At 67.1% G+C, this 12,755-nt stretch carries 12 protein-coding genes; 1 reads left to right on the forward strand and 11 read right to left on the reverse strand.

Annotated features, from left to right (window positions below):
• Positions 1–3 precede the first annotated feature (3 nt).
• From ahcY to RJ03_RS19710, 3 genes are all read right to left on the reverse strand, one after another.
• Positions 4–1,485 (reverse strand): adenosylhomocysteinase, encoded by a 1,482-nt coding sequence (ahcY, locus tag RJ03_RS19700; RefSeq protein ID WP_036504546.1) that lies wholly within the window; start codon positions 1,483–1,485, stop codon positions 4–6.
• Positions 1,486–1,588: 103 nt separating this feature from the next.
• The gene (locus RJ03_RS19705; RefSeq protein ID WP_036504548.1) at positions 1,589–2,293 is read right to left on the reverse strand and encodes a response regulator; all 705 of its coding nucleotides are present in this window, start codon (positions 2,291–2,293) and stop codon (positions 1,589–1,591) included.
• Entirely contained in the window at positions 2,290–3,822 is a 1,533-nt protein-coding gene (locus RJ03_RS19710) for a sensor histidine kinase (RefSeq protein ID WP_036504550.1), read from the reverse strand. Before RJ03_RS19710 ends, RJ03_RS19705 begins: the two co-directional genes overlap by 4 nt.
• A 158-nt stretch (positions 3,823–3,980) precedes the next feature.
• Between RJ03_RS19710 and RJ03_RS19715 the strand changes: the two genes are divergently transcribed.
• Positions 3,981–5,339: a cation:dicarboxylate symporter family transporter gene (locus tag RJ03_RS19715; protein ID WP_036504551.1), complete on the forward strand. Its 1,359-nt coding sequence runs from the start codon at positions 3,981–3,983 to the stop codon at positions 5,337–5,339.
• An 8-nt stretch (positions 5,340–5,347) separates the two neighbouring features.
• Here RJ03_RS19715 and RJ03_RS19720 read toward each other — a convergent pair whose 3' ends face one another.
• The 8 genes from RJ03_RS19720 to cofD form a co-directional block, all read right to left on the reverse strand.
• Positions 5,348–6,451 carry an alkane 1-monooxygenase gene (locus RJ03_RS19720; RefSeq protein WP_051024907.1) on the reverse strand — a complete coding sequence of 368 codons (1,104 nt, stop codon included), beginning with the start codon at positions 6,449–6,451 and terminating at the stop codon, positions 5,348–5,350.
• Between the two features lie 358 nt (positions 6,452–6,809).
• The gene (locus RJ03_RS19725) at positions 6,810–7,439 is read right to left on the reverse strand and encodes a TetR/AcrR family transcriptional regulator (RefSeq protein WP_051024908.1); all 630 of its coding nucleotides are present in this window, start codon (positions 7,437–7,439) and stop codon (positions 6,810–6,812) included.
• Positions 7,440–7,481: 42 nt separating this feature from the next.
• A complete protein-coding gene (locus tag RJ03_RS19730) occupies positions 7,482–7,667 on the reverse strand; it encodes a rubredoxin (RefSeq protein WP_036504555.1) in 186 nt (61 codons plus the stop codon).
• A gap of 67 nt (positions 7,668–7,734) precedes the next feature.
• Positions 7,735–7,899, reverse strand: a complete 165-nt coding sequence (locus RJ03_RS36150) for a rubredoxin (RefSeq protein ID WP_083871167.1) — start codon at positions 7,897–7,899, stop codon at positions 7,735–7,737.
• A gap of 70 nt (positions 7,900–7,969) precedes the next feature.
• Complete coding sequence (locus RJ03_RS19735; protein WP_051024909.1) at positions 7,970–9,196, reverse strand: alkane 1-monooxygenase; 1,227 nt, start codon at positions 9,194–9,196, stop codon at positions 7,970–7,972.
• Positions 9,197–9,381: 185 nt separating this feature from the next.
• Positions 9,382–9,900 carry an NUDIX hydrolase gene (locus tag RJ03_RS19740; RefSeq protein WP_036504556.1) on the reverse strand — a complete coding sequence of 173 codons (519 nt, stop codon included), beginning with the start codon at positions 9,898–9,900 and terminating at the stop codon, positions 9,382–9,384.
• Positions 9,897–11,255 (reverse strand): coenzyme F420-0:L-glutamate ligase, encoded by a 1,359-nt coding sequence (locus RJ03_RS19745; RefSeq protein ID WP_036504558.1) that lies wholly within the window; start codon positions 11,253–11,255, stop codon positions 9,897–9,899. Before RJ03_RS19745 ends, RJ03_RS19740 begins: the two co-directional genes overlap by 4 nt.
• The gene (gene cofD, locus RJ03_RS19750; protein WP_198163935.1) at positions 11,252–12,223 is read right to left on the reverse strand and encodes a 2-phospho-L-lactate transferase; all 972 of its coding nucleotides are present in this window, start codon (positions 12,221–12,223) and stop codon (positions 11,252–11,254) included. The genes RJ03_RS19745 and cofD overlap by 4 nt, the downstream gene beginning before the upstream one ends.
• Positions 12,224–12,755: the final 532 nt, after the last annotated feature.

Here is a 12,755-nt window from a genome sequence, read left to right on the forward strand (position 1 = left end):
AACTCAGTACCGGTAGTGCTCCGGCTTGAACGGGCCCTCGACGTCCACGCCGATGTACTCGGCCTGGTCCTTGGTCAGCTTGGTCAGGGTACCGCCCAGCGCCTCGACGTGGATGCGCGCGACCTTCTCGTCCAGCACCTTCGGCAGGCGGTAGACCTCGTTGTCGTACTGCTCCGGCTTGGTCCACAGCTCGATCTGCGCGATGACCTGGTTGGAGAAGCTGTTGCTCATCACGAACGAGGGGTGGCCGGTGGCGTTGCCCAGGTTCAGCAGCCGGCCCTCGGACAGCACGATGATCGACTTGCCGGAATCGAAGGTCCACAGGTCGACCTGCGGCTTGATGTTCAGCTTGGTGGCCCCGGAGTTCTCCAGCGCCGCCATATCGATCTCGTTGTCGAAGTGGCCGATGTTGCCCAGGATCGCCTGATCCTTCATCGCCTTCATGTGGTCCAGGCCGATGATGTCCTTGTTGCCGGTCGAGGTGATCACGATGTCGGCATCGGCGATCGCCTGCTCGACGGTGACGACGTCGAAGCCGTCCATCAGCGCCTGCAGCGCGTTGATCGGGTCGATCTCGGTGACCTGAACACGCGCGCCCTGGCCGGCCATCGACTCCGCGCAGCCCTTGCCCACATCGCCGTAACCGCAGATCAGCACCTTCTTACCGCCGATCAGCACATCGGTGCCGCGGTTGATGCCGTCGATCAGCGAATGCCGGGTGCCGTACTTGTTGTCGAACTTCGACTTGGTGACCGAGTCGTTGACGTTGATCGCCGGGAAGGTCAGCTCGCCGGCCGCGGCGAACTGGTACAGCCGCAGCACGCCGGTGGTGGTCTCCTCGGTGACACCCTGCACCGATTCGGCGATCGCGCTCCACTTGCCCGCATCGGCGGCCAGGCTCGCGCGCAGCAGGTTGAGGAACACCTTGTATTCGGTGGAATGCGACTCGTCCTCGGGCGGAACGACCCCGGCCTTCTCGAATTGGGCGCCACGCAGCACCAGCATGGTCGCGTCGCCACCGTCGTCGAGGATCATGTTGGCGGGCTCGTTCGGCCAGGTGAGCATCTGCTCGGCCGCCCACCAGTACTCCTCCAGGGTCTCGCCCTTCCAGGCGAAGACCGGCGTGCCCTTGGGCTCGTCGATCGTGCCGTGCGGGCCCACCACGACCGCCGCGGCCGCGTGATCCTGGGTGGAGAAGATGTTGCACGACGCCCAGCGCACCTGCGCACCCAGTTCGACCAGGGTCTCGATCAGCACCGCGGTCTGGACCGTCATGTGCAGCGAACCGGAGATGCGCGCACCCTTCAGCGGCTGCACCTCCGCGTACTCGCGCCGCAGCGCCATCAGACCGGGCATCTCGTGTTCGGCCAGTCGAATCTCCTTGCGGCCGAACTCGGCCAGCGACAGATCCGCCACCTTGTAGTCGATGCCGTTGCGGACATCGGGAGTCAGGTTCGTCTGAGCGGAAAGTTCTGAGGTCGTCATGCGCCTGGATCAGCCTCTCGGTGGATGTCGGTTCGACAACTCAGGCTAGTCGCTCACACGCGTTCGGTGTACGCCGACGGGGTGCGGCCGGGTCGGCCGCGCATCACCGGCGCCAGACGTAGCGGACCTGGGGACGCCCCGCGCGGCCGTAGTCCGATCGGCGTTCCACCACGCCGTCGGTCGCCAACTGTTCCAGATAGCGCCATGCCGTGACACGTGAAACGCCCACGGCACGGCCGGTTTCGGTCGCCGACAGCCCGTCCGGCGCCGCGCGAAGCGCCCGGGAGATCTCCTGGAGCGTCTGCGGCGCAATACCTTTCGGGGCTGCCGCTTTCGGATCGGCGGTGCGCAGCGCGCTCAACGCCCGATCGATGTCGTGCTGGGTCAGCGTCGCATCACCGGCCGGCAACGCGGCCCGGAACTCCAGATAGCGCTCGAGCTTGTCGCGGAAAGCCGCGAAGGTGAAGGGTTTCAGCAGATACAGCGCGATCCCGTGCGCGACCGCGGCACGCACCATCTCGAGGTCGCGCGCCGAGGTTATGGCGATCACATCGGGTCGCGGCCGCAGTCGGGCCAGGGCCGCGGTGACCTCGAGCCCACCGATATCCGGCAGCCCCAGATCCATCAGCACCAGCTCGATCGGGTTTCCCGCGGCGGCGGCGTGGGTTGCCGTCCGAATCGCATCGCGGCCGGTGGCGGCCACACCCACCGGCTCGAATCCGGCCACCCGCGCGACATACGAGTGATGCGCCGCGGCGATGCGCGGTTCGTCCTCCACGATCAGCACCCGGATCGGCTGCCCCGTCATCGCACCGGAATCCTCACCACGACAGCCGATTCCGGGCTGCGCTCGGCCCGCAGCGTACCGCCGTATCGGGTCACCAGCCGCCAGACCAGCGCCAGTCCGAGTCCGTGGTGTTCGGCCTTGGTCGTATATCCCCGTTCCATCGCCTGCGCGAAAGCCTCCTCCGACATTCCCGGCCCACTGTCGGCGACCCTGACCATCAGCGCCGACGCCTCCGAGCGGACGGAGACCTCCACCCACGCGTCGGGATCCTGCGCGACCGCGTCCACCGCGTTGTCGACCAGATTTCCCACCAGGGTGACCACTTCCTGCGCGGTCAGCGGGGCGACCGACTCCAGCGCGGTGTCCTCGGCGACGGTCAGCTCCACACCGCGTTCGATGGCCCGGTCGACCTTGCCGAGCAGCAGCGCGACCAGGACCGGCTCGTGGACCGCATCGGTCAGGCGGTCGATGAGTGCTTGGGACAGCCGCAGTTCAGCCGTCGCGAAGTCGACAGCTCGATCGACATGACCCAGCTCGACCATCGTGATCACCGCGTGCAACCGATTGGCCGCCTCGTGCGCCTGCGCCCGCAGCGATTCGGCCAGACCGCGCGCGGAATCCAGCTCGCCCATGATGTCGCGGAGTTCGGTGTGGTCGCGGATGGTGAGGACCGTGCCGAGGCGTCGCCCCGCCCAGGAGACGACGTCCTGGTTGACCACCAGCACGCGGGCGGCTGTCACATGCATCTCGTCGCGGACCACCGTGGCGTCGAGCCGCCGCAGCGACACCGGCAGGTCGGCGCGGCGCACCGGGCCGTCGGGCAGTTCCAGCAGGCGCCTGGCCTCGTCGTTGACCACCGCCGCCTCCTGGTCGTCGCGGTCGAACACGATCAGCCCCTCGTGCACGGAGTGCAGCACGGCATCGTGATGTTCGTAGAGTGTCCGGAGTTCGGCCGGGCCCAGTCCCTGGGTCTGGCGCAGCAGCCTGCGGCGCAGCAGGAATGCGCCCAGCACGGCCAGCACCAGACCGGCGCCGGCCGCACCGAGGATCAGCGGCAGTTGCGCACTCACCTGATCGCCGATGCGGGCCCGGGTCACGCCGGCCGAGACCAGCGCGACGACCCGGCCGGTGTCGTCGACGACGGGGGTGACCGCCCGGATCGACGGGCCCAGCGTCCCGGTGTAGGTCTCGGTGAACGTCTCACCGGCCAGCGCCCGATCGATGTTTCCGCTGAACGGTTGTCCGATCCGGCTGACATCGGTGTGGGTGTAGCGGGTGCGGTCTGGTGCCATCACCACGATGAAATCGACGCCGGTCCGCTGCCGGATCCGTTCGGTCACCGGCTGCAGCACGGTCGTGGGATCCGGCGTACGCACCGCAGCGGCCGTGGACGGCGCCTGAGCGAGGGCGACCGCGATGCCGGTCACCCGGCGAGCCGTCGCATCGTCCTGTTCGCGGCGCACCTCCCACACCGCCAGCGCCGACCCGACCGCGATCACCACCACCAGGACCGCCAGCTGCACCACGAAGACCTGGCCGGCCAGCGTCATGCCCCGGGCGCGCCGCACAGGCGAACTCGCGGTCCGGCCTTTCGCCCGCAACGGCCCTCCCGTGAACGAAACGTACGTAATGGTGACCGAGGTCACGGTCACCCCCATCATCACAGTACGAACCCGAGGCACAGATCGGGCAGCACCGGAGGCACATCATGAGCGACTCGACACGGACGCACCGTCGCGACCGTACCCATTGGCTCTATCTCGCCGTCATCGTGGCGGTCGTGGCCGGCGTACTCGTCGGCTGGCTCGCGCCCGGCTTCGGGAAGTCGGTGGGCGAGCTGGGCACCATGTTCGTCAACCTGATCAAGATGATGATCTCGCCGGTCATCTTCTGCACGATCGTGCTCGGTATCGGTTCGGTGCGGGCGGCAGCGCGGGTCGGCAAGATCGGCGGCCTGGCGCTCGGCTACTTCCTGATCATGTCGACGGTGGCTCTGACGATCGGTCTCGGGGTCGGAAATCTGCTGCGGCCGGGCAGTGGGCTGAACGTCCACGAACACGTCGGCGCGGCTGCCGGATACGTGAAGCAGGCCGAAAGCACCGGCGGCACCTGGCACTTCCTGGAAAGCATCATCCCCACATCGCTGCTGTCGTCACTGACCGCGGGCAGCGTGCTGCAGACGTTGTTCGTGGCCCTGCTCGTCGGCTTCGCCGTCCAGGCCATGGGTACGCAGGGCGAACCGATCCTGCGCGCCGTGGGGCTGGCGCAGAAGCTGGTGTTCAAGATCTTGACCATGATCCTGTGGCTGGCGCCGATCGGTGCCTTCGGCGCGATCGCGAACGTGGTGGCGGCCACCGGCCTGGATGCGGTGAAACAGCTCGCGGCGTTGATGCTCGCCTTCTATCTGACCTGCCTGGTCTTCGTCTTCGGCGTACTGGGTGCGCTGCTCCGGGTGAGCTCGGGCGTATCGATCGTCAAGCTGGTTCGCTACCTGGCGCGCGAATATCTGCTGATCTTCTCCACCTCGTCCTCCGAATCGGCGCTGCCGCGGCTGATCGCGAAGATGGAACACCTCGGTGTCGAACGCTCGACCGTGGGCATCGTCGTCCCGACCGGATATTCGTTCAACCTCGACGGCACCGCGATCTACCTGACGATGTCCTCACTGTTCATCGCCGACGCGATGGGTAAACCGCTCTCGCTCGGGCAGCAGATCGGCCTGCTGGTGTTCATGATCGTCGCCTCCAAGGGCGCGGCCGGGGTGACCGGAGCGGGACTGGCCACCCTGGCCGGTGGTCTACAGAGCCATCGCCCGGATCTGCTGGACGGTGTGGGCCTGATCGTCGGCATCGACCGGTTCATGTCGGAAGCCCGCGCCATCACGAACTTCTCGGGTAATGCCGTCGCCACCGTCCTGGTCGGGACCTGGACGAAGACCATCGACGACGTCCGGATGCGCGCCGTGCTCGACCGGGAACTGCCCTTCGACGAGACGACGATGGTCGACAGCGAACCCGCCGAAGCATCCGGAACTCCCGCCGAACGGACCGAGCTGGTCCCCGTCTGACGCCGCGACTAGCCCGCGAGCCGGTAGACGGGCAGGGTGCGCTCCCGCTTGCGCGGCGCGATGTTGGCTCGGCCGAGATCGCCCGCGTAGTGCGCGGCGACCTTCGGATCCATCACCCGTCGCCACAGCGGCGGGACGGTGGCCAACAGGATCATCGTCGCGTAGCCCGCGGGAAGTTGCGGGGCCTCCTGGGTACTGCGCAGCGTTTGGTACCGGCGTCCCGGATTGGCGTGGTGGTCGCTGTGGCGCTGCAGGTGGAACAGGAAGATGTTGGTGACCAGCCGATCGGAATTCCAGCTGTCGGCCGGCGAGCAGCGCGCCCAGCGGCCACCGGGCAGACGGCGGCGCAGCAACCCGTAGTGCTCGACGTAGTTCACGGTTTCCAGCAACCCGAAGCCGATCACGGCCTGCAGCAGCAGATACGGCAGCATGCCGGGGCCGAACACCGCCAGCAGCGCACCGTAGAGCACCACCGTCATCGACCACGCCTGCAGGATGTTGTTGCGCACGTTCCACCAGCCGAGGCCCTTGCGGTGCAGCCGGTCGCGTTCCAGCCGGATCGCCGAGCGCAATCCGCCGAAGATGCTGCGCGGCAGGAACATCCACAGCGATTCGCCCAAACGGGCGCTGGCCGGATCGTCCGGGGTGGCCACCCGCGCGTGGTGGCCCTTGTTGTGTTCGACGAAGAAATGTCCGTATCCCGACTGCGCGAGCGCGAGCTTGGCCAGCCACCGCTCCAGCCGTTCCACCCGATGCCCCAGCTCGTGCGCGGCGTTGATGCCGATACCGCTGACGAATCCGAGCGTCGCCGCCAGGCCCAGCTTGTCCACCACGCCGAGTTCGTCACCGGACCACATGTAGGCCGCGATCACCAGTCCGGTCAGCTGGATGGGCAGGAACAGATACGTGCACCACCGGTAGTAGCGATCGTGGGAGAGACGCTCGTAATCCTCGTCGCGCGGGTTGGTGCCGTCCTCGCCGACGAACCAGTCCAGCAGCGGTATCACGATCAGCACGATGATCGGCCCGATCCACCAGAACGCCTCGATGCCGGTCCGGGCGACCAGCTGGGAAGGGAGCAATGCGCAGCCCGGGGCGATCAATCCCAACATCCACAGATGCTTCTTGGGATCAGCCGAACCCGAGCGTTTGCCGACCGTTTGCACTGATTGCCCCACTTGAATTTACCTGGACTCTTGCCAGGTAAATATGTAGCGGCTCCGAGGCCGTTACGCCCGGTTCAAACCCGCAAAGTGGTAACCGTTACACACGCGGACCCGAAGTCACAGACAGCGTGGGCCCGAATCCGCTGCGCCGCACCGGGTGAGCAACCGCCGTTTCCACGGAGACCGCGCAGGTCAGCGACTGTTCGTCGCCGTCGTTCCGGCCGTGGGAGGCCGGTGCGGTTGTCGGCCGGCACCCCAACCGGCGCCGGAACAAATCGTTATCTGTCACAGGACGGGTTTCGCGCTACCGGCCGCCGGTCCGGTCCCGGGCGGCGAGAATCGCCTCCACATACGGTGCGAGCAGTCTGCTCAACTCCTCCGGGGCGTCGCGATGCAGTGCGGCCGGGGTCGGAATGTAGCTGATGGCGATGCGCACCAGGGCGTGGGCGAGCACATCCGCCTCCGCCGCCGATGCCCCCACCCAGCTGTTTTCGAAGGCCACGGCCAAGCGCCGGGCGGCATGTTCGATGAGCGGCCCGGCGTCGAGCGTGATCAACCGCAGCAGATCCAGCTTGGCCTCACCGACCACCAGGGACTGCACCAGCGGGTCGGCCGCACTGTCGAGGATGAAATTTGCCAGGCCTTCGCGGAACGCCGCCCGCGCATCGCCGACGTTGTCGGCGACGGCCGTTCCGACATGGTCCACCAGCTGATCCGCCAGCCGCAGCGCATAGGCCTGCGCCAGCCCCGTCCGGGAGCCGAATTCGTTGTACAGCGTCTGCCGGCTCACCCCGGCCCGCGTCGCGACGTCGCCGAGCGTGATCTTGGCCCAGTCCCGCTCGATCAGCAGTTCCCGCATCGCATCGAGGACCGACGTGCGCAACAGGGTGCGCGCCGCTTCCTGATACGGGACCCGGGATCCGTTACGCGGCATACCCGCGACGGTGTCACGGGCGGCTTCCGCAGTCAAAACGACTCACGAACGTTCGATCTCGACCATGAAGAAGTCGGCCTTGGCCGCCCCACAGTCCGGACACGTCCAGTCGTCGGGAATCTCCTCCCAGCGCGTCCCCGGCGCAATACCCTCGTCCGGCCAGCCCTGCTCCTCGTCGTATTCGAAGCCGCACTGGACGCACTGAAAAATCCGATAGGGCCGACTCATCCCGCCTCCTGTGTCATGCGGGACACCCGCACCCGGTCGGCACGGCGAGCCGCTGCGCGATTGTCGCTCACCGTGCCTCCTCGAAATCGATCTTCTCGCGTACCCCGCAGTCCGGGCAGCACCAGTCGTCCGGCACCGACTCCCACGGGGTGCCCGCCGGAAATCCTTCCCGCGGAGCACCTTTCGCCTCGTCGTAGACGTAATCGCAGACAGGGCAACGAAAGGCGCCCATCACCGTGCCTCCTGTGTCATGCGGGACACCCGCACCCGGTCGGCACCGTGAGCCGCTGCGCGATCGTCGCTCACCGTGCCTCCTGGCAACGCGCGAGGACCTTGTCCCGCTTGCTCGGCTGCACGTTCGCCTGAGTGAGGTCGCCGTCGTAATGGGCCACGACGCGCTTGTCCATCACGCGCCGCCACAGCGGCGGGAAGTAGGCGAGCAGGATCATGCTGGCGTAGCCACTCGGCAGATTCGGCGCCCCGTCCCAGCTGCGCAGGGTCTGATAGCGCCGGGTCGGATAGGCATGGTGATCGCTGTGCCGCTGCAGGTGGTACAGGAAGATATTGGTGACGAGGTGGTCGCTGTTCCAGCTGTGCCGCGGTGTCGGCCGTTCGTACCGGCCGCGAGCCGTGCGCTGCCGCAGCAGACCGTAGTGCTCCAGGTAGTTGACCGCCTCCAGCAGGCTGAAGCCGACCACCGCTTGCAGCACCAGATACGGCAGTACCTCGAGGCCGAAGCCGGCCACCAGCGCCGCGTAGAGCACCAGCGACATCGCCCACGCGCTGAGCACATCGTTGTGCAGGCTCCACGGCCGCTTCCCGAGCCGTTCCAGCCGGGTCCGCTCGAGCCCCCACGCGGAGCGCAGACTGCCCCATACCGTGCGCGGCCAGAACGCCCAGAACGACTCGCCCACACGGGAACTCGCGGGATCCTCCGGCGTGGCCACCCGCACATGATGGCCGCGGTTGTGCTCGATGTAGAAGTGGCCGTAGAACGTCTGCGCCAGCGCGATCCGCGACAGCCAGCGCTCCAGATGCACCTTCTTGTGCCCGAGTTCGTGCGCGGTGTTGATGCCGATGCCGCCGACCATGCCGACCGTCAGGGCCAGGCCGATCTTGTCCACGACGGTCAGGCCGCCGTCGATACCGAGCCAGCTCAGGTTGTCCGCGGTGATCAGATAGCACGCCATGATCAGCGACGCGTACTGGAACGGCAGGTAGATGTAGGTGAGGTAGCGGTAGTACCGGTCGTTCTCCAGATACTCCATGACCTCGTCCGGCGGATTCTCGCCGTCGGCGCCGAAGAACAGGTCGGCGGCGGGGATGACCAGATAGATGAGGATCGGGCCGAGCCAGAACGGCACCTTCGCGAGGGTGTGCCAGCCCAGTTCGTTGAGACCCCAGATGAGTGGGAGTCCGATGATGAACAGCCCCGTCGGCGCGAACAGGCCCCACAACCACAGATAGCGCTTGCGGTCACGCCAGCCCGAGTCGAGCAGGCCGTCGGCGGTTCCGGCTTCGGTCGACATCGTCGTCTCCATTCGATACAGCTGCCACATTCACTGTGATGTGGGTAACCATTACCGTGGACAATATGCCTACACCTGTCGGACGTCTATACATTTTTGCCGATTTGTAAACGCGTTGTGACAGTCCGCAACGGCCAGGCGGGACGGGCTGCGGCGCGCACCCCGTCCCGCCGTCGACGATCGATTCAGCGCAGTAGCACGTCCGAATCGGCGGGCAGCGCGTCGACCGGCCACCACCGCAGATCCGTCGACTCCGCACTGCGCACCGGAATCGCGCCGCGCGGTGCGCGAATCTTGAACAGCAGATCCAGGTGTCGGGTCGGCACCCCGAGCGAGCAGGTGATCGGGTGGGCCTGCGCGCCGTACAGCCCGGGCTCGACCTCCAGTCCGGCGATCCCGGACTCCTCGGTCGCCTCCCGCAGCGCGGCGTCGACCACGGTCTCGTCACCCGGCTCGCAGTGACCGCCCAACTGGATCCATCGGCCGACCCGCGGATGCAGCGTCAGCAGCACCTCACGCTCGTCGTGTGAGAACACCACCGCCGAGGCGGTGATGTGACCGGGTGCGTGTTCGCGCAGACAGCCGCGCGGCGCCGAACCGAGAAATGCCAGCATCGCCTCCCGCACGGACTGTTCCGGATGCGTCGCGGGCTTCCAGTTTTCGAGCAGCTCGGTGGCCGAGGCATGCAACGACTCGGTACTCACAGCTCGACCAGACCCGTTCCCGCCTCGCGCGGCGGGCGCGGCGAAAGCTCCTCCTCCGGATAGCCGACGGCTATGGCGCCCAATGGTTTCCAGTCCGGCGCCAGACCCAGGACCTCGCGAGTGACCTCGGGCGCGAAGATGGTCGAGCCGATCCAGCAGCTGCCGACACCGCGCGTGGCCAGACCGACCAGCAGACCCTGCACAGCCGCACCGACCGCGACGGTGAACATGGTCGACTCGGCGGCGCGGCGGCGCTCGTCCGGGTAGTCGTGCGCGCCGTCGGGGACACAGAACGGAATGATCACCTCGGGTGCGTCGAACAGGATCCGGCCGCGTGCGACCCGGCGCTCCACCCGATCGGGATCCAGACCGTCGGCACCGAGGTCGTTACGCCATTGCGCCGCCATCGAATCCAGCAGGCGCGCGCGCAGCGCCGGCTGCCGCAGCCACACGAACCGCACCGGCCGGGTGTGATGCGGAGCGGGCGCGGTGAGCGCGTCGCCGACCGCGGCGCGGATCAACTCCGGATCGACCGGAGTGTCGGCGAAGGTCCGCACCGAGCGGCGCAGCAACAGAGCTTCCCGCCGGCCCTGCTCGATCGCCTCGGCGGTGCCGAGCCAGAACAGATCCTCCTCGCCACCGCGCAGCAGATCCTTGGCGGTGGATCCGTCGTCGTGCGGAGTCAGCCCGCGCACGACCGCGACCGGCACGCCGCCCAGCTTGCCCTTCGCGAGATCCGCCGCGGCAGCGAGTTCGTCGGCCACCGCCACCTGGGTGACCTGCAGCTCGTTCCCCTGCCCGTCGACCGCGCCGGCATAGTCGTGCACGACACGCAGACCGGCGGCACCGATCGCGGCATCGGTCTGGCCGATGCGCCAGGCCCGGCCCATCGTGTCGGTGATCACCACCGCGACGTCGACGCCCAGCCGCTGCGCCAGTGCCGCCCGCAGCGCCGCGGCGCTGGCATCGGGATCGGTTGGCAGCAGGACCAATTCGCCCTGCTCCACATTCGAACCGTCGACCCCCGAGGCAGCCTGCACGATGCCGATGTGATTCTCGGTGATGAGGGTGCGCCCCTTGCGCGCCAGCACCCGCACCGCCTCGGCGTCGACGAGTTTGCGACGCACGGCATCGCGTTCGTCCGGGTCCCGGGGCGCCTCGACGATGCGCCCCTCGGCCTTGGCGACGATCTTGCTCGTCACGACCAGCACGTCGCCGTCGACGAGCCAGGGGGCCTGGGCCGCAATGTGTTCCGCGACATCGTCACCCGGCCGGAATTCCGGTAGCCCCGGCACGGGGATGATCCTGATCTCCCCGCCGGGCGCATGGTCGGTGTTTCGCTCCTGAGTGCTCATGCCGGCACCCCCGCGATGTCGAGCGCCTCCCGCACCATCGCGGCGGTGGCGGCGGGATCGCTCATCAGCAGCGGCACGCTGCGCACCTGGACACCCGGCACATCGGCCTCGTCGGTCGAATGGATGAGCCAGCCGTCGAGGATGCCCGTGTCCGAGCGGGCGCCGAAGTGCCGTCCGATGGCCTCGGCCGAGGTTTCCACACCGATCACCTCGAGGCATTCATCCGCCATGCCGCGCAAGGGTTTTCCCCCGATCACGGGCGATAAACCGACGACTTTGGCAGAGGTGGTCCGCAACGCGCCCCGGATACCCGGCACCGCGAGGATCGCACCGATGCTCACCACGGGGTTCGAGGGGGCCAGCAGCACCACATCAGCACCCTCTATGATTTCCGTCACACCAGGGGCGGGTTTGGCTTGATCCGCCCCGATTGTGACGAATCCATGGGTCTCGACGTTTGCTCGGTACCGTACCCACCACTCCTGGAAATGAATCGCGCGGCGTTCGCCAGGGTTGTCGGGGTCACTGATCACAACGTGCGTTTCGCACCGATCGTCGGTTGCCGGGAGAAGTTTCACACCGGGCTGCCAGCGATTGCACAGCGCTTCGGTAACCGCCGAGAGCGGGTATCCCGCGCGCAGCATTTCACTGCGCACCAGATGCGTCGCGATATCGCGATCTCCGAGTCCGAACCAATCCGGTTGCGCGTGGTATTTCGCCAGTTCCTCCTTGGCGTGCCAGGTTTCTCCCACCCGGCCCCAGCCGCGCTCGGTATCGATACCCCCACCCAGCGTGTACATGCAGGTGTCCAGGTCGGGACAGATGCGTAAACCGTGCATCCAGACGTCGTCGCCGACGTTCACCAGCGCCGTTACATCCGCTTCCGGCAGCAGTTCCCGTACACCTTGTAAGAAGCGCGCGCCGCCGACTCCACCGACCAACACCGCAATGCGCGGTTTACGATCAATCCGCTCGATCTCGGCCGCGATGTCCGCTTGTTCTCCAGTCACATCCGCACAGCCTATGCGGTGCCCGGAAGCGGGGGTTCGAGTGCGTATTTGCTGGTCATTTGCTACTTCGAGGTTACCGAACCGCGTCGAAGGCGGCCTCGGATAGTAACGGAATTGTGTCGGCAGCTTGACCATCGACGCGTCCGGCGTGTCTAATCACAGACATGTCATTCCGGGTCCGCGCGAGAGCCTTTGGCGCAGACCGCGTTTCGAACGCATGTTCGCATCGGAACGACAAGCTCGGGGATGTCCGCGGGACTACGTCGCGGTGTGGGACCGTCGGTGGGCACGTCCGGTCCGACGGAAAAATCATTCTGCGCTAACACACAGTGAGGAGGCGGAGCGATGGCCGAGGAGCTGGCCCCGTCGGGCATTCCGGGCGGTGTATCGCAAACCGATTCCACAGCATGCGCAGCACCAAGCGACTGCGCTGACAGCCGGAACGACGAACGAGAGGGGGGCAGCACGGTGAACAACGAATCGGGATCGC

Source organism: Nocardia aobensis NBRC 100429, from assembly GCF_000308375.1.
In the GTDB taxonomy this organism is placed as follows: domain Bacteria; phylum Actinomycetota; class Actinomycetes; order Mycobacteriales; family Mycobacteriaceae; genus Nocardia; species Nocardia aobensis.